Origin of the sequence: uncultured Nisaea sp., from assembly GCF_963974195.1 — a bacterium.
In the GTDB taxonomy this organism is placed as follows: Bacteria; Pseudomonadota; Alphaproteobacteria; order Thalassobaculales; family Thalassobaculaceae; genus Nisaea.
Map to the genome: position 1 here is coordinate 21,752 of NZ_CAXBDC010000005.1, position 21,976 is coordinate 43,727.

The 21,976-nt window shown below is 62.1% G+C and carries 20 protein-coding genes; 11 read left to right on the forward strand and 9 right to left on the reverse strand.

Annotation, left to right across the window (positions count from 1 at the left end):
• Nucleotides 1-115 precede the first annotated feature (115 nt).
• Nucleotides 116-565, forward strand: coding sequence for a DUF1178 family protein (locus AAC126_RS02160; protein ID WP_339849534.1), 450 nt, complete (start codon nt 116-118; stop codon nt 563-565).
• Here the strand turns inward: AAC126_RS02160 and ubiG are convergent, their stop codons facing one another.
• Nucleotides 566-1,327 carry a bifunctional 2-polyprenyl-6-hydroxyphenol methylase/3-demethylubiquinol 3-O-methyltransferase UbiG gene (ubiG, locus tag AAC126_RS02165; protein WP_339849535.1) on the reverse strand — a complete coding sequence of 254 codons (762 nt, stop codon included), beginning with the start codon at nt 1,325-1,327 and terminating at the stop codon, nt 566-568.
• Between the two features lie 137 nt (nt 1,328-1,464).
• On the opposite strand from ubiG, the gene AAC126_RS02170 reads away from it, so the two are divergent.
• From AAC126_RS02170 to AAC126_RS02210, 9 genes are all read left to right on the forward strand, one after another.
• Nucleotides 1,465-2,694 carry an aspartate kinase gene (locus AAC126_RS02170; RefSeq protein ID WP_339849537.1) on the forward strand — a complete coding sequence of 410 codons (1,230 nt, stop codon included), beginning with the start codon at nt 1,465-1,467 and terminating at the stop codon, nt 2,692-2,694.
• A gap of 3 nt (nt 2,695-2,697) precedes the next feature.
• Nucleotides 2,698-4,971, forward strand: a complete 2,274-nt coding sequence (gene ptsP / locus AAC126_RS02175; RefSeq protein ID WP_339849539.1) for a phosphoenolpyruvate--protein phosphotransferase — start codon at nt 2,698-2,700, stop codon at nt 4,969-4,971.
• Between the two features lie 174 nt (nt 4,972-5,145).
• On the forward strand, nt 5,146-6,576 hold the full coding sequence (locus AAC126_RS02180; RefSeq protein ID WP_339849541.1) for a RodZ domain-containing protein: 1,431 nt from the start codon (nt 5,146-5,148) through the stop codon (nt 6,574-6,576).
• Nucleotides 6,577-6,699: 123 nt separating this feature from the next.
• Nucleotides 6,700-7,848 carry a flavodoxin-dependent (E)-4-hydroxy-3-methylbut-2-enyl-diphosphate synthase gene (gene ispG / locus AAC126_RS02185; protein WP_339849543.1) on the forward strand — a complete coding sequence of 383 codons (1,149 nt, stop codon included), beginning with the start codon at nt 6,700-6,702 and terminating at the stop codon, nt 7,846-7,848.
• A gap of 124 nt (nt 7,849-7,972) precedes the next feature.
• Nucleotides 7,973-9,217: a histidine--tRNA ligase gene (hisS, locus tag AAC126_RS02190; protein ID WP_339849545.1), complete on the forward strand. Its 1,245-nt coding sequence runs from the start codon at nt 7,973-7,975 to the stop codon at nt 9,215-9,217.
• Nucleotides 9,218-9,228: 11 nt separating this feature from the next.
• Nucleotides 9,229-10,521, forward strand: a complete 1,293-nt coding sequence (gene hemA, locus AAC126_RS02195) for a glutamyl-tRNA reductase (protein WP_339849547.1) — start codon at nt 9,229-9,231, stop codon at nt 10,519-10,521.
• A complete protein-coding gene (gene prfA / locus AAC126_RS02200; protein ID WP_339849549.1) occupies nt 10,518-11,573 on the forward strand; it encodes a peptide chain release factor 1 in 1,056 nt (351 codons plus the stop codon). The genes hemA and prfA overlap by 4 nt, the downstream gene beginning before the upstream one ends.
• Entirely contained in the window at nt 11,573-12,442 is an 870-nt protein-coding gene (gene prmC, locus AAC126_RS02205; protein ID WP_339849551.1) for a peptide chain release factor N(5)-glutamine methyltransferase, read from the forward strand. The genes prfA and prmC overlap by 1 nt, the downstream gene beginning before the upstream one ends.
• 264 nt (nt 12,443-12,706) lie before the next feature.
• Entirely contained in the window at nt 12,707-13,468 is a 762-nt protein-coding gene (locus tag AAC126_RS02210) for a DUF4167 domain-containing protein (protein ID WP_339849553.1), read from the forward strand.
• Nucleotides 13,469-13,552: 84 nt separating this feature from the next.
• On the opposite strand, the gene AAC126_RS02215 is transcribed toward AAC126_RS02210, so the two are convergent.
• Nucleotides 13,553-13,984, reverse strand: coding sequence for a GNAT family N-acetyltransferase (locus AAC126_RS02215; RefSeq protein WP_339849556.1), 432 nt, complete (start codon nt 13,982-13,984; stop codon nt 13,553-13,555).
• Nucleotides 13,985-14,036: 52 nt separating this feature from the next.
• On the reverse strand, nt 14,037-14,996 hold the full coding sequence (locus AAC126_RS02220) for an MOSC domain-containing protein (protein WP_339849559.1): 960 nt from the start codon (nt 14,994-14,996) through the stop codon (nt 14,037-14,039).
• A gap of 52 nt (nt 14,997-15,048) precedes the next feature.
• On the opposite strand from AAC126_RS02220, the gene clpB reads away from it, so the two are divergent.
• The gene (gene clpB, locus AAC126_RS02225) at nt 15,049-17,667 is read left to right on the forward strand and encodes an ATP-dependent chaperone ClpB (protein ID WP_339849562.1); all 2,619 of its coding nucleotides are present in this window, start codon (nt 15,049-15,051) and stop codon (nt 17,665-17,667) included.
• Between the two features lie 57 nt (nt 17,668-17,724).
• Here the strand turns inward: clpB and map are convergent, their stop codons facing one another.
• The 6 genes from map to AAC126_RS02255 form a co-directional block, all read right to left on the reverse strand.
• Nucleotides 17,725-18,474 (reverse strand): type I methionyl aminopeptidase, encoded by a 750-nt coding sequence (gene map / locus AAC126_RS02230; protein ID WP_339849565.1) that lies wholly within the window; start codon nt 18,472-18,474, stop codon nt 17,725-17,727.
• Nucleotides 18,475-18,557: 83 nt separating this feature from the next.
• A complete protein-coding gene (locus AAC126_RS02235) occupies nt 18,558-19,097 on the reverse strand; it encodes a GNAT family N-acetyltransferase (protein ID WP_339849568.1) in 540 nt (179 codons plus the stop codon).
• Complete coding sequence (locus AAC126_RS02240; protein ID WP_339849571.1) at nt 19,087-19,395, reverse strand: DUF1778 domain-containing protein; 309 nt, start codon at nt 19,393-19,395, stop codon at nt 19,087-19,089. The genes AAC126_RS02235 and AAC126_RS02240 overlap by 11 nt, the downstream gene beginning before the upstream one ends.
• Before the next feature lie 44 nt (nt 19,396-19,439).
• Complete coding sequence (locus AAC126_RS02245; protein ID WP_339849573.1) at nt 19,440-20,069, reverse strand: pseudaminic acid biosynthesis-associated methylase; 630 nt, start codon at nt 20,067-20,069, stop codon at nt 19,440-19,442.
• Between the two features lie 25 nt (nt 20,070-20,094).
• Nucleotides 20,095-20,865, reverse strand: a complete 771-nt coding sequence (locus tag AAC126_RS02250; protein ID WP_339849575.1) for a glycosyltransferase family protein — start codon at nt 20,863-20,865, stop codon at nt 20,095-20,097.
• Nucleotides 20,862-21,893 (reverse strand): hypothetical protein, encoded by a 1,032-nt coding sequence (locus tag AAC126_RS02255; protein ID WP_339849578.1) that lies wholly within the window; start codon nt 21,891-21,893, stop codon nt 20,862-20,864. Before AAC126_RS02255 ends, AAC126_RS02250 begins: the two co-directional genes overlap by 4 nt.
• Nucleotides 21,894-21,976: the final 83 nt, after the last annotated feature.

A 21,976-nucleotide genomic window follows, 5' to 3' on the forward strand; every position in this document is an offset into this window, starting at 1 on the left:
CCCCCGCGCAACGACACACTGGCTAATTAGTAATTATTACACTATTTCGACAGCATGCTACCCGATAGCTGCCAAGGCTACCTGATAGCTGACAGGACGACAGTGGGTCAGTTGGATGATCAAATACAGATTACTGTGCGACAAAGAGCATAGCTTCGATGCCTGGTTTCGCGATAGTGCCGCCTACGACAAACAGGCAGACGCTGGTCTGCTGGTCTGTCCGAGCTGTGGCTCGTCCTCTGTCTCCAAGGCCCTGATGGCGCCGAATGTCTCCTCCTCCAAGAAAAAGGGTGACAGCGAGCCCGCGCAGGCCGTCTCCGCGATCAAGGAGATGCCGCCTGAAATGATCGAGCTTCGGCAGAAGCTCGCGGCGCTCCGCTCCGAAGTTGAGAGCAATTTTGACTATGTCGGCAAGGATTTCGCCGAGGAAGCCCGGAAGATCCATTACGGCGAAACCGATCCGCACGGGATTTACGGCGAGACCAGCGCGACGGAAGCCGAAGCCCTGCGTGAAGAGGGGATCGGTTTCGCCGCCATTCCCTGGCTGCCTAAAAGCGACGCCTGATCAGGCCGTTTCCGGACGAACAGCAAGCATTGCGTAATTGATCCCGAGATCCGACGAACGCTCGAAGCTATCACCCAGCGGGTCAAACCGGATGCCGGTCTTCTCCGCCGGCACCAGCCCTGCTTCCGACAACAGTCCGCCCAACTCTTCCGGTGTCAGGAACTGACTCCAGTCATGGGTGCCCGCCGGTACCCAGCGCAGGACATATTCGGCTGCGAATTTTCCGAACAGAAGCGACTTCATGGTCCTGTTAAGCGTGGTGACGAAGACCGCACCGCCAGGACGAACAAGCTTCGCAAGGGAGGCCGCAAAAAGCGCGGGATCGGCAACATGTTCGATCACTTCGGAAGCAATCACGACATCGAACGCACCCGGCATCTCCGCCGCGAGCTCTTCCGCCAGACAGGCCCGGTAGTTGATATCGAGACCCGTCTGTTCGGCATGCAGCCGGGCCGTCCCGATGGTCCGCGCGTCCGCATCGATCCCGGTCACCGACGCACCCAGCCGGGTAAGTGGCTCCGAGATCAGGCCGCCGCCGCATCCGATGTCGAGCAGTTTCAGACCGTCGAACGGAATCCCCGCCGAATCGGGCAGACCAAAATGGTCGCTCAACCACTCCCGGATTAATTTCAGGCGGACCGGTGTGAACTTGTGCAACGGGGCAAAAGGCCCCTGCATATCCCACCATTCCGCCGCCACGGCAGAGAACCTTGCGACATCCTCCGGATCGATCGTGCTTGCGGCTGCGTTCTTCTGGTTCATGGGCGCTCCATTCAACACCGAGCCCGGTCTTGCCGGGACAGCGACGTGTCGCTATGTATAGCCCCGCCTGGGGCCATTAGGAACGCTCGCGTTCCGGATTTGGGCATTGGGGATACACTCCTGAAAAGCGGAACGAAATGGCGCGTATCGTGCAAAAGTTCGGCGGCACGTCCGTCGCCGATATTGAACGCATCAAGAATGTGGCTCAACGGGTCAAGAAAGAAGTCGATGCCGGCAATGAAGTGGCCGTCATCGTCTCTGCCATGGCCGGGGTCACCAATCAGCTGGTCGGCTATGCGCGCGAGATGAGCGTGCTGCATGACGCCCGCGAATACGACACCATCGTCTCGACAGGCGAGCAGGTGACGAGCGGCTTGCTGGCCATGGCCCTGCAGAATATCGGGATCAACGCCCGCTCCTGGCTCGCCTGGCAGCTGCCGTTCCGGACCGATGGCGTGCATAGCAAGGCCCGGATCCAGAACATCGAGACCGATGAGATCGTCAACCGCTTCAAGCAAGGTCAGGTTGCCGTCCTCGCGGGCTTCCAGGGCATTGGCCCGGACAACAGGATCACAACGCTCGGCCGCGGCGGCTCCGACACATCGGCCGTCGCCCTCGCAGCGGCGCTCAACGCGGATCGCTGCGATATCTACACGGACGTCGATGGCGTCTATACTACCAATCCGAGGATCGTACCGGCGGCCCGGAAGATCGACCGGATTACCTACGAGGAAATGTTGGAACTGGCCTCGCAAGGGGCCAAGGTGCTGGAGACGCGCTCCGTCGCGCTCGCCATGCAGCACAATGTCAGACTCCAGGTGCTCTCCAGCTTCATCGAAGCCCCCGGCACCCTGGTCTGTGATGAGGATGAGATCGTGGAACAGCAAATCGTCAGCGGCATTGCCTACAGCCCGGAAGAAGCCAAGGTTACCGTGCGCCACGTTCCGGACCGTCCGGGCGTTGCCGGATCGATCTTCGGCAGCCTCGCCGATGCGGCCGTCAATGTGGACATGATCGTCCAGAACGTGACCGAGGACGGCAACACCACCGACATGACCTTCACCGTCGGCAAGACCGATCTCGACCGCGCCCGCCAGGTGCTGGAAAAGCTGAAGGACGAACTCGGTTTCAAGGAAATCAACGCGGACCCGAACGTCGCCAAGGTCTCGGTCGTCGGTGTCGGCATGCGCTCCCAGCCGGGCGTCGCCAAGACGATGTTCCATACCCTGGCCGACAAGGGCATCAATATCCAGGTCATCTCGACCTCGGAGATCAAGGTCAGCGTGCTGATCGCGGCCGAGTATACCGAACTGGCCGTTCGAGCCCTGCACACCGCATACGGCCTCGACGGGCCGCCGGCGAGCTGAGGCATGACGGCGGCGGTCGAGCAAAACGGCTTCGGCCGCAACTCCCGCACCATGTTGCGCAGATTGCGCGATGTGATGGCGGATACGCGTGCACCGCAGGAACGTCTCGACAGTATCACCTCGATCATCGGCGCGGATATGGCGGCCGAGGTGTGCTCGATCTATGTCCGCCGCGCCGATAACCTGCTGGAGCTGTGCTCCACCGAGGGCCTGAACAAGGACGCCGTCCACCGCACGCTGATGCATTTTGGCGAGGGTCTTGTCGGAGACATTGCCGCCCGGGCCCAGTCGCTCGCCCTGTCGGACGCCCAGTCCCATCCCAAGTTCGCCTATTTCCCGGAAACCGGCGAAGAGATCTACCAGTCCCTTGCCGGTGTGCCGGTGATGCGCGCAGACCGCGTGCTCGGGGTCCTGGTGGTGCAGAACCGCTCCCGCCGGCAATATTCCGACGAGGAGATCGAGACACTCGAAACCTTCGCCATGGTGCTGGCGGAGCTGCTCGCCAACGGCGTTCTCGACGGGCAGGAAAACAGGCATGATGCTCCCGTCCGTCTCGCCGGGCAGGCCGTCGCGCCCGGCGTCGGCATCGGCGCCGCGCATTTCCACAGACCGAGCACCGCGATCCGCCGCGTCGTCGCCGACAATCCGGCGATCGAAAAGGAACGGCTCGACACCGCCATGCAGAATGTGCGGTCGCGCATCGACACACTGCTTTCAGCCCCCGATCTTGCCGAAGCCGGAGAGCATCGCGACGTGCTCGAAACCTTCCGGATGATCGCCCATGACCGTGGCTGGCTGACACGGATGAATGACGCGATCGATAACGGTCTGACCGCTGAGGCCTCGGTCCAGCGCGCCCGCGCCGACATGCGCGCCCGGCTTGGCTCGGTCCAGAACCCCTATCTGCGCGAACGCCTCGCCGATTTCGAGGATCTGACGAACCGCCTGCTCGCCCAGCTTGCCGATGAAGAAGACAATGGCGATGCCGCCGGAACGATCGACGACGATCAGCCCTATATTGTCGTCGCCCGCTCCATGGGACCGGCGGAACTGCTCGATTATGACCGGACGAACCTTGCCGGCCTCGTTCTTGAGGAAGGCTCCGCCACCGCGCACGTCGCCATCGTCGCGCGCGCTCTGGATATCCCGGTGCTCGGCAACATTCCGGGCCTGCTGAGCGAGGTCAATCCGGGCGACCGCCTGATCATCGATGCGGACAACAGCCAGGTCCTGTTACGGCCGACCGAAGACGTGCAGGAATATTTCCATGCCGGTCTGCGCGCCCGGGCCGAGACCAAGGCACGCTATCAGGCACTGCGCGACCTGCCGGCACGGACCCTGGACGGCGTCGATATAAGCCTGTTGCTGAATGTCGGCCTGATGTTCGACCTGCAGCAGCTCGACGCCACCGGCGCCGAGGGGATCGGGCTTTACCGCACCGAGATCCCCTTCATGGTCCGGCGGGATATACCCGACGTATCGCAACAGACGGATGTCTATCGCCGTGTCCTCGATGCGGCTGACGGCCGTCCCGTCACCTTCCGCACCCTGGATGCGGGTGGCGACAAGCATATCCAGGCCTTCGACCATGATCCCGGGGACAACCCGGCCCTTGGCTGGCGCTCGATCCGGATATCCGTCGACCACCCCAGCATCCTGCGCAACCAGATCCGCGCGATTCTGAGAGCCTCGGTCGGCGCTCCGGTCGATCTGATGTTCCCGATGGTCTCCACAGTATCGGAGTTCGACGTGGCCCGGTCGATCCTCGACCGGGAACTCGAGCGCGCCGTGCGTCTTGGCGAAATACTCCCCGCGAAATTACGTCTCGGCAGCATGCTTGAAGTGCCGTCTCTTGCCTGGCAACTTCCCGAAATCTTGTCCCGGGTCGACTTTCTTTCAGTTGGTAGCAACGATCTACAGCAGTTCTTCTTTGCCGCCGACCGTGGAGACCAGCGCGTGACCAATCGGTACGATGCCGTCTCGGTCCCGTTCCTTCGATTGCTAAAAGATATATCCAATGCTTGTAAAAAGCACGATAAGCCATTGACTTTATGTGGAGAGATGGCTGGCTCCAGAATCGGAGCCATGGCGCTCGTCGGGATCGGCTACCATCGCCTGTCCATGGCGGCCGCCTCGATCGGGCCAATCAAGGAAACTATAAGAGCGTTGAATTACAATGACTTGCAAGTATTGATGACTAATTTATTGGAAACGCGGGAAGGCCGCCTCGCCGATCATTTGAAGGCATTCGCACGCGACCATCAGATCCCGACCTGAGTCTCCGGATCGAAAAATCCGAATAGATCATTGATTCATTAGAGAATTTAATCTACCTTGGCTTTGAAGCTTGGTTACCCCATGGTGTCGCAGTCAGATTTTTCGGAATAATTACTGCAAAAATTGTGTAGCCAAACAGACGCAATATTCGCGGGCAATTAGGTCGTGGATGATATGAGCGCAAAAGCGAAGTTAAGACTCCGGCATATCGAAGATGCCGCACAGTCAAAGACGGCAACCACTACACCCCGCGTAGCGGCGGTGAAAGCTGTTGCATCGCCCAGTATCGCCGTCAAAACGGCCCCTCCGGCACCTGCCGAACAGATCCAGCTCTCGCAGGCTGAATACGGCTCGACCGTGGGCGAGATGCTGCAGCGGCATCGTATCGAAAGAGATCTCACTCTTCAGGACATCGCCCAGCAACTGCGCATTCAGCGCAGCTACCTTGATGCGCTGGAAAACGGGGACTTCGACAAACTTCCCGGCCTGACCTATGCCATCGGGTATGTCCGCAGCTATGCGCAGCTCCTGGAGCTTGACGCAGCCACGCTGATCACAGACTTCAAGGCCGAAGCCAAGAAGCTGCAGGAACCGACACAGCTTTCATTCCCGTCACCCGCGCCCGAGGGAAAAGTGCCCGGCGGCGCCCTGGTATTCGTCGGCGTCCTTCTCGCGGCGCTCAGCTATGGCGGCTGGTATTATTTCTCGACCTCGGAAACATCGGTCTCCGATCTGACGCCGAAAATCCCGGATCGCCTGGCCTTCCTGCTGGAAGAGCCGGCAATTGACTCGCCCGCGGCGGCGGAAACCGCACCGGCCACACTGCAGCCGATGGCAAGTGCCGCCACACCCGCCCCCACACTCCGGGCACCGGCCTCCAGCACGGAGGCTTCCTCCACCGGTCAGGCCGCGCAGACCACAAGTGATGACACGGCGCCGAAACCGGCAGCCGACCCGGCTCTTCAGGCCAACACACCCGACACGGCAAGCGCCCCGGAAACGGTGGTTGCCGCAGCCGAAACGGCTGTAGCGACAAGCGCCGCGACCGAGATTCCGGCAGCCCCGTCAGGCAGCAACGCAGTCGTGGCGAGCAGCACCGAGACGACGCCAGCGCCCGTGACCGCGCCCGAAGCGGCCGTGTCCGAAGCGCCCCCGGCGGCAGAACAGATCGCCAGCGTACCGGCATCCGCTCCTGCGCCCGCACCGGAAGCGGCCGATATTCCGGACGTACCCGATATGCCCCGCCCGGAAGCCGCATCGACCGGACGGTCCGTGGCCGAGGCGGAAGCGGCTGCACTCGATACCAGGCCGCAATCCGTTTCTACCGCCTCCAGCACCGGACCTCTGATCGTGATCAGCGCGACAGACGATAGCTGGGTCCAGGTCCGGGGCACCGATGCAACGCCACTTTTGACCCGCATTCTGCGCAAGGGTGAGGAATATAAAGTGCCTGTTCGTACCGGCCTGAAGCTCTTTACCGGGAATGCCGGCGCCCTGAAAATTTCGGTGAATGGCGCCCAGGCACCAAGTCTTGGACCGTTCGGCAAAATCGCCCGGAACATCCCGCTGGACGAAAGTCTGCTGACCTATACGGTCGCCGACTGACCACTGACGCAACCCTGCCGGCAGGATTCTTCACAAAGGCGCCGTTTACCCGCGGCGCCTGCTTGCTTTATAAGACCCGAAACGCCATCTCGCAGTGGCGAGTACAGCGAGCGGATCAATCCCATGAGCGTGCGGCCCTACCGCGACATCTTCAGACGCAAGTCCCGTCAAATCTTCGTCGGCAATGTGCCGGTCGGCGGCGATGCACCGATCACGGTGCAGACCATGACGAACACCCTGACGGCGGACGCGAAGTCGACCATCGCCCAGATCCAGGCTTGCGCCGATGCCGGGGCCGATATTGTGCGCGTCTCCTGCCCGGATGAGGCCTCGACGGCGGCCATGCCGGAAATCTGCAAGGCCAGCCCGGTGCCGATCGTCGCGGATATCCATTTTCACTACAAACGCGCGATCGAGGCCGCCAAGGCCGGGGCCGCCTGCCTGCGGATCAATCCCGGCAATATCGGCAATGCCGAACGGGTTCGCGAGGTGGTCAAGGCCGCCAAGGATTACGGCTGCTCCATCCGGGTCGGCGTCAATGCGGGCAGCCTCGAGAAGCATCTGCTGGAAAAATATGGCGAGCCCTGCCCGGAAGCGATGGTCGAGTCGGCACTCGATCATCTGAAAATTCTCGAGGATAACGACTTCCACGAGACCAAGATCAGCGTGAAGGCGTCGGACGTCTTCCTTGCCGTCGCCGCCTATCAGGGGCTGGCCGACGCCTGCGATTATCCGCTGCATCTCGGCATCACGGAGGCTGGCGGATTCCGCATCGGCTCGGTGAAATCCTCCATCGGCATGGGCATGCTGCTCTGGAGCGGCATCGGCGACACCATCCGGGTCTCCCTCTCTTCCGATCCGGTGGACGAGGTGAAGGTCGGTTTCGACATCCTGAAATCGCTCAACCTGCGTCATCGCGGCGTGAACGTGATTTCCTGCCCGTCCTGCGCCCGCCAGCAGTTCGACGTGATCAAGACCGTCGAGGTTCTGGAAGAGCGGCTGGCCCATATCACCACACCGATGACCCTTTCGGTGATCGGCTGCATCGTGAACGGCCCGGGCGAAGCGCGCGAGACCGATATCGGTTTCACCGGCGGCGGCAAGGGCACCCATCAGGTCTATATGGCCGGCCTGCCGCACCATCGCCTGAAGGACGGCAATGTCGTTGACCATCTGGTCTCTCTCGTCGAGGAAAAGGCGGCGGAGATCGAGAAGGAGCTGGCCGAAGCGGACGAAAACCCGGCCCGCATGGTGTCTCCGGCGGCTTCCTGACCCCTGTAGATTTTCCAACCACCGCAAAATCACCGCATCCGTTTGAATCCGGGACGGAAACGCGGCATAAACCGAACCTCCCCGGCATTCTGTCGGCTTCGGGGACGTTTGAAAGGACCCAGTCATGGCAAAGTTGCAGCCCGTTCGCGGCACCCACGACCTCCTCGGCGAGGACGCGCGACGGCATCGCCATGTAATCGAGACGGCCCTTGCCACCGCCGGGCGCTACGGTTTCAGCGAAATCCAGACCCCGATCTTCGAATTCACCGAAGTCTTCGCCCGGACTCTCGGCGAGACCTCGGACGTGGTGTCGAAAGAGATGTACAGCTTCACCGACCGGGGCGATGAAAGCATCACCCTGCGTCCGGAAGGCACGGCGGGCGTGGCGCGCGCCTTCATTTCCGGCGGCCTGACCCAGGATCTGCCGCTGAAGCTGTTCTATCAGGGCCCGATGTTCCGCTATGAGCGCCCGCAGAAGGGCCGCCAGCGTCAGTTCCACCAGATCGGCGTCGAGCTGATCGGCGTACCGACGCCGCAGGCCGATATCGAAGTGATCACGGTCGGCGCCGATATACTCGACGCGCTCGGCATCTTCGATGGCATCGTGCTGCAACTGAACACCCTCGGCGACACGGAAAGCCGCCAGGCCTATCGCGGCGCGCTGGTCGAGTATCTGATGGGGTACAAGGACGGTCTGTCCGAAGACAGCCTGCGCCGGCTGGACAGCAACCCGCTGCGCATCCTCGACAGCAAGGACGAAGGCGACCGCAAGATCGTCGCGGACGCCCCTTCCTTCGGCGATTATCTCAATGCGGCCTCGGAAGATTTCTACGGCACGGTCAAGGCCGGGCTCGACGCGGTCGGCATTCCCTATCAGCAGAACGACCGGCTGGTGCGCGGCCTCGATTACTACTGCCACACCGCCTATGAATTCGTCACCGACCGGCTCGGCGCGCAAGGCACCGTCATGGGCGGCGGACGCTATGACGGACTGGTCGAGACCATGGGTGGTCCGTCCACGCCGGGCGTCGGCTGGGCCGCCGGGATCGAGCGCATCGCCATGATGATCGACGCCCCCGCCATCCCGGCACGGCCGCTTTCCCTGATCCCGGTCGGCGAGGATGCCACCATCGCGGCGATCAAGCTCGCGCACGACTTGCGCAAGGCGGGCCACTCTGTCGAAATGGGCTATTCGGGCAATCTCGGAAAGCGCATGAAACGGGCCAACAAACTCAATGCCAGCCACGCCGTCATTATCGGCGAGACGGAACTCGAAAAGGGCGTAGCGACGATCCGCGACCTGGATACAGGCGCACAAGTCGAAGTCGCTCTGGACAAGATCGGGGACCATCTCGGCGCCGAGGCCTAGCGAGGCGCGCGTTGGCGGACCGCTCCGCTTCCCCGCTTTTTCAGGACCTGCACCGTTTCGCCGTCGTCGGCGTCAACCACCGGACCTGTCCCGACGCGATCCGCGAGCAGCTTTTTGTCGCCGACGAGGAGTTGCCGGTCGTGCTCCGCTCTCTCCGGGTGTTCGGTGTCGAGGAAGCCATGCCGCTCTCGACCTGCGACCGGGTGGAAGTCGCCGGTATTTTCCCGAACCCGGAAGAAGCCCGCAGCATCATCGCGAAGATTCTCTGCGCCCCGGTCGATCTCGACCCGGCCCTGCTGGAGCCGTTGCTGTACCGCCATGTCGGCGGGGATGCGGTGAGCCATCTGTTCCGTGTCGCCGCCTCGCTCGACAGCCAGGTCATCGGCGAGCCGCAGATCCTCGGCCAGATGCGGGCGGGACACCGGCTGGCCCGCAACCGGAAATCCTCGGGTCCATTGCTCGATGCGACCATGAGCGCCGCCTTCGAAGCCGCCCGCCAGGTGCGCCGGGAAACCCGTATCGCAGAGGGGCCGGTTTCCATTGCCGCCGCCGCTCTTTCCGTCGCCCGGGACGTGCATGGCGCGCTGGAACGGACCCGCGCGGTGCTGCTCGGCACCGGCGAGCTTGGCCTCATTCTGGCGGAACAGCTCCACAACACTCACGGCACACCGGTCACGGTGCTTGACCGCATTGGCCGGCGCGCCGAAGCAACGGCCAAATCCATCGGGGCTCACCATGGCACCATGGACACACTTGCGGATGCGCTCGTCGATGCCGATATCGTCATCTCCGCCGTCGGAGAAGGCCGTACCCAGCTGACCGAGGACATGATCGGACGGGCACTGGTGAAGCGCCGCTACCGGCCGATCTTTCTGGTCGACCTCTCGATACCCTGCGATATCGATCCGGCGGTCAACAGGGTCGACGAGGCTTTCCTGTTCGACCTGGAAGATCTCGAACGGTCGGCGACGGAAGGAAAAAACGCCCGGCGCGCCGAAGCGGAAGCAGCCCGCGAGATGGTCGATGCCGCCGTCGCCCGGTTCCTTTCGGATCAGAGCGGACGCATCGCCGCTCCCTCCATCGCGCGGCTGCGGGCGCATCTCGAAGGCATGCGCGACATTCTGCATGCGGAGCAGCCGAACCTTTCCGCTGAAGACGCGACCCGCTTGCTGCTGAAGCGCATCATGCATGGCCCGTCGGAACATCTCCGGCGCCTGGCGGCAACGGACAATCTGGACGACCGGACACTCTCCACACTGGAGGAACTGTTCGGTCTCGACCAAGAACAAGGAGACGACCTGTGAGCTTGCAGGCAAATCTGGAACGCGTGCTGGCCCGTCACAAGGAACTGGAAGCCATTCTGGCCTCCGGGGACAGCTCGGACATAGCCAGGCTGTCAAAAGAACTGTCGGAACTGGCACCGATCGCCCAGAAGGTGGTGGAGCTGAACGACATGCGCCGCGAGCTGTCCGAGGCCCGCGAGTTGCTGGAAGATCCCGACATGGCGGACATGGCCGGTGAGGAAATACAGCGGCTGGAAAAGGCACTGCCGGCGCTTGAGCACGAAGTCCAGATCCTGCTGCTGCCAAAGGACGAAGCGGACGAGAAGAACGCCATTCTCGAAGTCCGGGCCGGCACCGGCGGAGACGAAGCGGCGCTGTTCGCCAGCGACCTGTTCGGCATGTATCAGCGCTATGCCGCTCTGAAGGGCTGGAAGTTCGAGGTCATGGAAGTCTCCGAAAACGATATCGGCGGCTACAAGGAAGCGACCGCCGAGATCACCGGCCGTTCGGTCTTTGCCCGGCTCAAGTTCGAGTCCGGCGTGCATCGGGTCCAGCGGGTGCCGGTGACGGAATCAGGCGGACGCATTCATACCTCCGCCGCCACCGTCGCCGTGCTGCCGGAAGCAGAGGATGTCGATCTGAACATTGAGGACAAAGATCTCCGGGTCGATGTGTTCCGGGCTAGCGGCGCCGGCGGCCAGCACGTCAACACCACTGAAAGCGCGGTGCGCATCACTCACCTGCCTTCCGGTATCGTAGTCTCCCAGCAGGACGAGAAATCGCAGCACAAGAACCGGGCCAAGGCGATGAAAATCCTGCGCGCCCGACTTTACGACCATGAGCGCCAACGTCTCGCCAGCGAGCGGGCAGCGGACCGCAAGGACCAGATCGGCAGCGGGGACCGTTCGGAGCGCATCCGGACCTATAACTTCCCGCAAGGCCGGGTGTCCGATCACCGCATCAACCTGACGCTCTACAAGATCGAGAAGGTGATTGCCGGAGAAGCCCTGGACGAGTTGGTCGACGCCCTGACGGCTGAAGACGAGGCCGCCCGCCTCGCCTCGATGAGCTGATGACACCGGAGCAACCCGAAGAAGCGGCAACGGTCGGTGATTTACTGCAGGCCGCAACGCGCCGCCTGACGGCGGAGGGCAACGACAATCCCCGGCTTGATGCCAGACTTCTGCTCGCGCACGCGCTCGGTGCGGAAGGGCGGCTGCATGGCCGGGAAGAGGAGCCGGTTACGCCGGAGGAACGCAGCCGCTATGCCGCATTCCTGGCACGCCGGATCGGCGGGGAGCCGGTATCCCGCATTCTTGGAACCCGCGAGTTCTGGAGTCTTGAATTCGCACTGTCCCCCGCGACCCTCGACCCGCGTCCGGACAGCGAGACCGTGATCGACACCCTCCTGGAGCTGCGTCAGGACCGTAACAGGGCCTATCGCATCCTCGATCTGGGTACCGGAACCGGCTGCCTCCTGCTGGCCGCCCTCTCCGAATTCCCGCATGCGGAAGGCATCGGCGTGGACATCAATCCGGATTGCATCGAAGTTGCCCGCCAAAACGCAGAGAAACTATGTCTTTCCTCTCGCGCACGAATGATCCTTTCCCGGTGGGCGGACAATGTGAACGGACCATTCGATATCGTGCTTTCCAACCCGCCATATATTCCCACAACCGACATTGCGGCCCTGCAACCAGAAGTAAAGTCACACGACCCGATGCAAGCGCTGGACGGTGGTCCGGATGGGCTTGACGCCTATCGTAACATCGCGGAATGCCTGCCTTCCCTACTCGGTGAAGACGGTCTCGCAGTGCTCGAATTTGGAGAAGGCCAGGGACCGGATATTTTCCATATCATGGAAAAATCGGGCCTTATCGTGGAAGGCTTTCGAAAGGATCTGGCGGGCATCGAGCGCTGCATCATGGTGCGCCGGACATAGCCTATCCCCCTCCTGGCGGCACGCAGCGGCGGGGGAATTAGAACTTGGAATGCCGCGCCCAAACCGGTATTCTCCCCTGTATGCAATGGATGCCGGAGGGGGCATGTCTGTTGCAGGAAACCATCCTGGTTATGAGACGTAAGCATCGGCTTGGGCAGAGCTCGACCGATTGCTCCGGATGTTTCGATCACACACGCGGTGTGGATCGGTGTTTTGGCACGGGGCCATACGTGGCGCCCTTTAAAAACGGCAAAGTAATCAACCATGAGACAGGGTCCACATCAGAAGCGTGGGCGGGGCCGCGGCGGTAACAATAATAATCGTCGCCCGAATGTCCCCAACAGGAACCAAACCTTTGACAGCAACGGCCCCGATATCCGGATCCGTGGCAATGCGCATCAGGTGTATGAAAAATACCTGACCCTCGCGCGTGATGCCTCGACTGCCGGTGACCGGGTTCATGCCGAGAGCTTATTCCAGCACGCGGATCACTATTTCCGCATCTACAGCGCCTATAACGAAGAGAACGAGGCGCGCCGGAATACCTCCCAGCAGGACAACGGCCAGAATCAGGATCAACCGTCGCGCGGCGACGATGATTTTGAATCGGGCAGTCATGGTTCCAGGGACAGTCAGTCAACCCAGCCCTCTGCCCCCCAGGCGCAATCGCAATCAGACGAAGGCGATGCTCCATCCCGAAAAACGCGCAGCGAGCGTCGACAGGATGCGGAAGCGGCCGAGCAGACCGAACCGTCTGCCGAGCAGCCCCAGCAGGATCGTCCTCCCCGTCAACCGCGCCGCCGCCGCCCGGCAGCGTCGCAGGAGGCCGCCGCCCCGGCAGCGGATAACGATGTCGCACTCAGGGCAATGCTTGGCGCCAGCGAAAGTGGTGCGCCGAAAGCCGCGCCCGAGCAAACTGCCGCCAGCAGTGAAGAGCCGGAAGCAAAGCCGGTTCGGCGCCGTGGCCGTCCGCGCAAGGTCGTGGAGCCGGTGGAGCAGGCCCTTCCGCTCGCCGGTGAGGACTGATCCCGCAACATTGGCCGGCGGACCATCAATCGCTATTGAAAACCGGTCGTCAGAAATGACGGCCGGTTTTTTAATGCAGAGACGTCAGGTCTGCCCCTGGATCTGCTTTGTGAAGAGATAGGAGCGTGACGAGCGCTCATACCCGATGCGCTCGTAAAAGGCATGGGCACCGGTCCGGCGCTCATTCGATGACAGGGTAATGCTGGAACAGCCAAGCTCACGGGCCAGCTTTTCCGCCTCGGCCATGAGCTGCCGCCCGGCCCCGCTGCCCCGCGCCTGCTCATCCACGACAAGCGCCTGCACACGCAACATCACGCCCCTGTCGATCGTGACCGCCCGATAGCAATGCAGATATCCGAGCAGGACATCTCCGGCGAATGCACCGAAAGCGCGGTGGCCGGGTGTGCCGAGAACCGCCGCAATACGGGTGACGGCCTCTTCCGGCTCCAGCTCATATCCGAGCTGCACCGTGAGGTCGGCGACTTTCACCGCATCCCCGGTTGTCAAATTCCGCAAACTCAGGTGATCCACCACCAGAATACACCGCTTTCTTGGTCAGTCAGGTGGTCTAGAGAACCGTGATCCCGTCACCGACACTGATCGTGCCGCTGCCGGTCACATCGACATAGATGCCGCAATCGGTATGGCCGAACCCGTTCTGCAGGTCCCTCGGGATCGTCAGATCGCGCTGGGCCGTGGCCGGATCGACATTGGTCGCCGGGCAACGGCCGATCCTTTCGGCAACGCGGATTTCGGCCGCGCCGATTTTCACCGTCTTTCCAACCCAGGTGAATTCTTCCCAGGCCGGCACGCCCTCAATCAGGAGATTGCCCCGGAACCGCAGCGGATCGACCGGCTGGCCGACAACGCGTTCGAGATCGCGGACACTTTCCAGATTGATGATCGAGACGAAGGGAACCTTCACGTCGGAATAGGGCTGATCGCCACTTTCGACAATGCGCGGCTGGCCCCGGCTTTCCTTCGTCATGAAGGCGGCGAAGAACTGCTCCAGCACCGTCCGTCCATTGACGTCGGTCAGCTTGCCGCTGGCGACGTTCCGGCCCTTGCGCCAGATCTGCAGAATCTCGCTCTCATCGTCAAACCGCGCTTCCAGTTGAGCAAGCTTTTCGGCCTGGGCCAGCTGCAGGAAATTGGCTTTCGCCTTCCAATCCCGGTCTCCGGCCTCCGCACGCCGCGCTGCCGCGCCGTGCAGAATGCCGAAACGACGGTCGCTCGGGAGCATGCGCCCCGCTTCCAGCGGAACGCTCTCCAAGGATTCTCCGGTCATACCCTTGACCGGGAACCTGTATATCGCACTGATTTTTCCCATACTGCACCGCACAATAAATGGCTTCGAAAGCCTGTCAACTTGCATTCCAACCACTTGCGATACCCCGCCCACTCCCCATATCTGGGATGTGGGTTCCGGATGCCACAATCGGGTCCGGGCCCCTTCCAAGACGGAACGCAATCGGCGATGCTGTAATGATCGTCCGTGCATTCCGGAAAGAGGCTCACGTGCCGCCATATTGGGGCACACGGAGCTGTATCGGCAACCTTGCGGTACGAAGGAGACGACCGTGGATTTCGAAAAACTCTCGGAGCGCCTGCGCGGCTTTATTCAATCGGCGCAGACTTACGCAACCGGCGCAGGCCATCAACGCCTGACCCCGGAACATCTGCTGAAAGTCCTGCTCGACGATAAGGAAGGCATGTGCGCCAAGCTTATCGACGCGTCGGGCGGCGATGCCAAAGCGGCCCGCCTCGCGGTCGAGGCCGAACTCGGCAAGCTGCCGACGGTCGAGGGCAGCGGCGCGGGGCAGGTTTATCTCGCCCCCGAAACAGCCCGGCTGCTGACACAGGCGCAGGAAGTCGCCGAAAAGGCCGGTGACAGCTTCATCACGGTGGAGCGGCTGCTGCTCGCCATCACCATGGCGGAAGGCACGGCGGCTGCGCGCATTCTGAAGGATGCGGGCCTCACGGCGCAGGCCCTGAACCAGACCATCAATGACGTCCGCAAGGGCCGCAAGGCCGACAGCGCAACGGCCGAAAACTCCTATGAGGCACTGGACAAATACACCCAGGACATGACCGAGGCGGCTCGCTCCGGAAAACTCGATCCTGTGATCGGCCGGGACGAGGAAATCCGCCGGACCATCCAGGTGCTGTCCCGCCGAACCAAGAACAACCCGGTGCTGATCGGCGAGCCCGGTGTCGGCAAGACCGCCATCATCGAGGGTCTGGCCCAGCGCATCGTGAATGGCGACGTGCCGGAGCCGCTGAAGCAAAAACGCCTGCTGACGCTCGACCTCGGTGCGCTGATCGCCGGCGCCAAGTTTCGTGGCGAGTTCGAGGAGCGGCTGAAAGCCGTGCTGCAGGAGGTCTCCCACTCGGAAGGCGACATCGTTCTCTTTATCGACGAGTTGCACACGCTGGTCGGTGCCGGTGCGGCGGAAGGCGCGATGGATGCCTCCAACATGCTGAAACCGGCCCTCGCCCGGGGTGAGCTGCATTGTGTCGGCGCCACCACGCTGGATGAGTATCGCAAGCATATCGAAAAGGACGCGGCGCTGGCCCGGCGCTTCCAGCCGGTCTTCGTGGAAGAGCCGAACGTGATCGACGCCATCTCGATCCTGCGCGGCCTGAAGGAGAAGTATGAGCTGCACCACGGCGTGCGGATCACCGACAGCGCGCTGGTCTCTGCCGCGAACCTCTCCAACCGCTACATCACCGACCGGTTCCTGCCGGACAAGGCCATAGACCTGATGGACGAGGCGGCATCCCGTCGGCGGATGGAAGTGGATTCCAAGCCGGAGAAGATCGACGAGCTCGACCGCAAGATCATCCAGCTCAAGATCGAGCAGGAAGCCCTGAAAAAGGAAGCCGACAAGGCCTCCAAGGATCGCCTCTCGAAACTCGAGGGCGAGCTGGCGGCGCTTGAGAAAACTTCCTCCGAGCTGACCGAACGCTGGCAGTCCGAGAAGGAAGTCGTGGTCGGCGTCCAGAAGATGCAGGAGAAGCTGGACAAGGCCCGAGTCGAACTCGAGAACGCGAAGCGGCAGGGCAATTTCGAGAAAGCCGGCGAGCTGATGTATGGCGTGATCCCGGATCTGGAAGCCACCATCGGCCAGGCCGAGAATGCATCCGCTGAAAAGATGGTCATGGAAGAGGTGACGGACCGCGACATCGCTTCCGTGGTCTCCCGCTGGACCGGTATTCCCGTCGACAAGATGCTGGAAGGCGAGCGCGAGAAGCTGCTGCAGATGGAAGCAAACCTGCATGCGCGGGTGATCGGCCAGGACGAAGCGGTCTCCGCTGTCTCCAACGCCGTGCGCCGGGCACGTGCCGGATTGCAGGACCCGAACCGTCCGATCGGCTCCTTCCTGTTCCTCGGCCCGACCGGTGTCGGCAAGACGGAACTGACCAAGGCGCTTGCGGAATTCCTGTTCGATGACGAGCAGGCCATGGTCCGGCTCGACATGTCCGAATTCATGGAGAAACACTCGGTCAGCCGTCTGATCGGGGCGCCTCCGGGCTATGTCGGCTATGACGAAGGCGGTGTGCTGACCGAAGCCGTGCGGCGCCGGCCCTATCAGGTCGTGCTGTTCGACGAGATCGAGAAAGCGCACCCGGATGTCTTCAACGTGCTGCTTCAGGTACTCGACGATGGCCGCCTGACGGACGGTCAGGGCCGCACGGTCGATTTCCGCAACACGCTGATCATCCTGACCTCGAACCTCGGCTCCGAGTTCCTTTCGGCCCAGGGAGAGGGCGAGACGGTCGACGCGGTGCGGGAGCAGGTGATGGAAGTCGTGCGCCGGGCGTTCCGGCCGGAATTCCTGAACCGGCTGGACGAAACGCTGCTGTTCTCACGGCTCGACCGCGCGAACATGACGCATATCGTCGATATCCAGCTGGAGCGGCTGCGCAAGCTGCTGGAAGACCGCAAGATCACCATCGACCTTGACGAGGCAGCCCTGCGCTGGCTCGCCGACACGGGTTACGACCCGGTCTATGGCGCCCGGCCGCTGAAAAGAGTAATCCAGCGCTCGCTGCAGAATCCGCTGGCCAACCAGATCCTGGAAGGCTCCATCCTCGATGGCAGCCATGTGAAGGTGACAGCGGAAGACGGCAAGCTGATCATCAACGGTCAGGCGTCAGCACCGAGTTCCGAGGTTCGGATTGAGGCGGCGGAATAATTTCGCATCATAACATGCGAGAAACGGCCCCTTTCGAGGGGCCGTTTTCATTTCGCCTTATCCAGGTAAGGTGACAACAAGTGCCCCCCGGTCCGTCGCAACGACGGTGTGTTCATACTGAACAACAGGTGCGCGCGGATCGCTATAAAGCGTCCAGCCGTCATCTCCATCGGCGGCCCAGTGGCCGCCGGTAGACAAGAACGGCTCAACAGTCAGCACGAGCCCTTTGTTGATGCGGCGCTTATCGTGACGCGTGGGCCATGTCGCGATTTCACCGGGATATTCATGCAACGACCGGCCGACGCCATGGCTGGCAAGATTCCGGATCAACGTATACCCCCGCTTCTCGGCAAAACGCCCAATTGCATTTCCGATACCCGCCAGAGGCTTGTTGCTAGAAACTTGGGCAATCCCGATCTGCGTGGCACGCTTTCCATCACGGCAAAGGCGATCCAGCGAAGGAAGAACAGGAGCAACGCGATATGTCGCGCCCGTATCGGCGAAATAGCCGTTCTTCGAAGCCGAGACATCGATATTAACCAGATCGCCTGCCCCAATCACCCTGCCGCCCGGGATGCCATGGGCGATTTCCTCATTCACACTGATGCAGGTCGCCCCCGGAAAATCATAACTGGATTGCGGCGCTGAAACGGCCCCTTCGCGCTCCAGCAAGGCACGGCCGATCTCATCCAGCTCCCGCGTCGTCATGCCGGGCTCCATCGCCTTTGCCATGTCCCGCATGGTATTGGCGACAATCCGGCCGATCTCCTTCAGCCCGTCCAGTTCATCCTGATTTGTGATCGTCATTCTTTGATCTCTTTTGAGGTAGCGGACAGCCTAACTGCGGATACTGGGATTGCGTAAGGTTTCCCTCTTTGAAGGAGCATATTTCAAGCCACCAGAGTACGGACCTGCTTCATGGTCATGAACATCCGTGCTGGATTGATTGCAAAAGGCTGAAAGCCGAACTCCCCGTACCAGTGACACCGGCGCCGGAATGCCTCCTCACCGCCATCGGACATCACGTCTAGTACCACAGCGTAGCAGCCAGCCTGTTCAGCCACTCCGCAAGCTTTCTGGAAAACATGATGCATGAGGATCGAGCCGATCCCCTGACCTTGCGCCGCCTCGCTTACGGCGACCTGTCCGAGGAACAGGATCGGCAGCTCGCCATGTTCCGGCGCGCCGCGTGGCCGCTTGGCGAGTTGGTCCGCATTCATCATACCCAGATTGATCGCGTGATATCCGAACACACGCGTCTCGCCATCCTCGACCGCGACATAGACCCGCGTCATATCGTCCTTCTGCTGCTTCTTCGCCGTGAGCTTCAGAAAATTGTCGAGACGCTCCACCCCGCATGAAAAACCGGCACGGTCGTGCCGTGCCGGATCGAAAAGCTCAATACGGAGATCACCGATTTCAGTCGGCATGCACGACGCGGCGCTTGTAGGCCTTGGCTGCGGCAAGAGCGCGGGGAGTCGGCGCGGGCGGCGCATCGAGAGCAGCCGCGAACAAAGCCGCGTCTTCCGGTGTGAGAGTGTGGCGGGAGCCCGCCTCCAGAACACGCTTCGCTTCCTTGGCAATCGCCGCGCGCAGGAAAACCGATTTATCCACGGCAAGAGCCGACGCGGCCCGTGCGATCAAGTCACCGAGATTGTCGCCGTGACGAACCTGCGTCGTCCGGGTCTGTTTTTCGCTATCGGAATCGCTGCTTTCAAAGTCCAGCATGGCTGTCTCCTTTGCACCAAATGTAGTGCAAATTGCACTACATTTCAAGAAACCCTCTTCTCCAGCAAAAACCAGGTCATGTCGTCCGCCGGGAAATTCGGGTCCCGGTGATAGCAAAACCCGTAATCGACCAGTTTGAGGTCCGGGAACCGGTCCAGCAGGTCGCCGGCGAAATCCCGTTTGAACAGCCGGTCGTCATGCCCCCGATAGGGGATCGCGACGGGGGCCGGGTTGTAATATTCCGACAGCGCGATGTAGCGCCCGCTGGCCGCGTAGAGATTGTCATAGACGCTCGGCAGTGCGTCGGGATTGATATGGATGAGCACACCGGACGTGAAGGAGAGGTCGTGCGGCGCATCCACCTGCGGCTCCAGGATCGAGCCGTGATGGACGTTCAGCCGCTCCTGCGTCTCAAGGATCTTCACCGCTTCCGGGTTGATCTCGATGGCCGACAGTTTCGCTTCCGGCAGCAGGGTGCGGAGGGCCAGCATGTTGAGGCCGATATTGGCGCCGAACTCGACCACCGAGCCCACTTTTCCCGCCCGTGACAGGATGCGGGTGAACATCGCCGTGCGGGAGGCCAGGATGGCGGCGTCCCGGTTCCGGTCGATATAGGCATTGCCGAACGATCCGGCCCAGAAGGCTTCCTGCTCGGTGCGGTAGGTGTCCGTCATCGGGTTACTCCGGTTTGGCGGCGGCTCAGGCCTGATCGGGATAGGCGCCGCTGTCATTTTTCACAGGCTGGGGACGTTCATAAACCCCGCGATTGATCAGCGGCCAGTCCGGATACTGCTCCAGCAGCGCCAGCACATCCTGATAGGTGAAGGCCGAGTTCACCGGATAAAGCGCTTCGAGAATGCGCCGGACCAGTTCGAAATCCTCCGGGTGATCCACCGTCCAGCGATGCCCTGTGATCGGCGGCTCGTGCAGCAGGTAATGGCAGGCGAACCGGTCCTTGTTGTTGTAGAGGAAGGGCGTGACATGCTCCCTCTCCTGCCGGGCCTCGGCCTCGCGATGCGCCGCCATCAGGGCGGTGCCCCGGATACCCTCGGCGTCGAGCCCCATGGGCAGCGTGCGCGGGGTGGTGTTGGAGACGTAATCGAGCGGCGGATTGCTGTCCCGCAGTGTTTCGACAACCTGATCCACCAGTGCTGGGTCGATCAGCGGGCAATCGGCGGTCAGGCGCACGACGAGATCGGCGCCCGCCATTTCCGCCGCTTCGGCATAGCGTGACAGCACGTCCGCTTCCGAGCCGCGCCAGACGCGCAGTCCTTCGCCCTCGACAAACTCCGCCACCGGATCGTCCGTCGCGTTCACCGTGGTGGCGACGACGATCTCATCCACCGTCCGGCAACGACCGACACGTTCGAGCTGATAGCCGAGAAGCGGTTTCCCGAGGACTTCCTTCAGCACCTTGCCGGGCAGGCGCGTCGAGGTCATGCGCGCCTGGATGATCACAACAGTTTTCACGGAATTCCCGTCCCCGCCTCAATTCCCAGCATGGCGTCGATCACCCGTTCCGCCCCGCGCCCGTCGACAAGAGCCGATGCGGTGGCGGAGAGCTTTCGACGCATGGCTGAATCTTGCAACAGCCTGACAATTTCCGCCACCAGTTGCTCTGGCAAGCAGTCAGAAAAGCGTCCGAGATAAAGCGCCGCTCCCCGGGCCGCCATTCCCGCGCCCACCGGCTCTTCCACAGGAACACTGGCGCCGAGGATCATCGGCGTGCCCTGCAAGGACAGCTCCCACACAGTGGAGCCGGCAGAGGAAATCGCCAGATCCGCCTTGCCGATCAAGGCGCCCATATCCTTCACGCCGCGATGATAGGCGATCATCGGACCTGCATCCGCCGGCGGTTGCCAGGTGCTCGCCGGGCCGATCACCGCATCGACATGGCCGTCTCCCAAACCAGCTTTCAGCAGCGCCTGCGCCGCTGCCTGCGCCAGCATTTCAAGATGCCCGCCGGGGTCCGCGCCTCCCACCAGCACAAGAATGCGCTGCGGCCGCTCCGGGATCGTCCGGGGCGGCACAGCCTGGCGCATATCGGCACGGATCAGGGCATATCCGGGTCCGGCCAGGACCCTTGCTCCGGTGCGCCCGGTATATTTATCGGGCGATGCCTGCACATTCTGGTTCAGCAACAGATCGCAGGGATAGTGCTCCGCCGATGCCGCATCGTCGAGCAACAGGATCGGCAGGCCTGCTTTGCCAACAAGATCGAGATAGCCGGACGTCGCGAAGGAACCGTCAATGATCAGCCAGCGCGCGCCGATCCCGGCCGCCGCTCCGGCAAAGTCAGGGCCGTTATCCGGCGCGGAAAGCACCCGATGCTCGATACCTGCACCGTCGAGCCTCGCCAGCACCGGGTCAGGCAACGCCGCACCGGAAAAAAACACCGCTTCACCGCCCTGTGCGCACCAGGTTTCGGCCAGCGCAAAGCAGCGCATGGCATGGCCGAGGCCGATCCGCCCGTCGGCGTCGGCCCGAATTGCCAGCATCCCCGGACTCACCTTTCGGCCATCCCTTCTATCCCCCGGTAAAAAAAGCTATTCTGGCGACTTCACATCGCCAAGTCACGGGA

Coding starts and splice junctions, on each gene's coding strand:
- AAC126_RS02160 (WP_339849534.1), top strand. CDS start 116: ATGATCAAATACAGATTACTGTGCGACAAAGAGCATAGCTTCGATGCC.
- ubiG (WP_339849535.1), bottom strand. CDS start 1,327: ATGAACCAGAAGAACGCAGCCGCAAGCACGATCGATCCGGAGGATGTC.
- AAC126_RS02170 (WP_339849537.1), top strand. CDS start 1,465: ATGGCGCGTATCGTGCAAAAGTTCGGCGGCACGTCCGTCGCCGATATT.
- ptsP (WP_339849539.1), top strand. CDS start 2,698: ATGACGGCGGCGGTCGAGCAAAACGGCTTCGGCCGCAACTCCCGCACC.
- AAC126_RS02180 (WP_339849541.1), top strand. CDS start 5,146: ATGAGCGCAAAAGCGAAGTTAAGACTCCGGCATATCGAAGATGCCGCA.
- ispG (WP_339849543.1), top strand. CDS start 6,700: ATGAGCGTGCGGCCCTACCGCGACATCTTCAGACGCAAGTCCCGTCAA.
- hisS (WP_339849545.1), top strand. CDS start 7,973: ATGGCAAAGTTGCAGCCCGTTCGCGGCACCCACGACCTCCTCGGCGAG.
- prmC (WP_339849551.1), top strand. CDS start 11,573: ATGACACCGGAGCAACCCGAAGAAGCGGCAACGGTCGGTGATTTACTG.
- AAC126_RS02210 (WP_339849553.1), top strand. CDS start 12,707: ATGAGACAGGGTCCACATCAGAAGCGTGGGCGGGGCCGCGGCGGTAAC.
- AAC126_RS02220 (WP_339849559.1), bottom strand. CDS start 14,996: ATGGCGGCACGTGAGCCTCTTTCCGGAATGCACGGACGATCATTACAG.
- map (WP_339849565.1), bottom strand. CDS start 18,474: ATGACGATCACAAATCAGGATGAACTGGACGGGCTGAAGGAGATCGGC.
- AAC126_RS02235 (WP_339849568.1), bottom strand. CDS start 19,097: ATGCCGACTGAAATCGGTGATCTCCGTATTGAGCTTTTCGATCCGGCA.
- AAC126_RS02240 (WP_339849571.1), bottom strand. CDS start 19,395: ATGCTGGACTTTGAAAGCAGCGATTCCGATAGCGAAAAACAGACCCGG.
- AAC126_RS02245 (WP_339849573.1), bottom strand. CDS start 20,069: ATGACGGACACCTACCGCACCGAGCAGGAAGCCTTCTGGGCCGGATCG.
- AAC126_RS02255 (WP_339849578.1), bottom strand. CDS start 21,893: ATGCTGGCAATTCGGGCCGACGCCGACGGGCGGATCGGCCTCGGCCAT.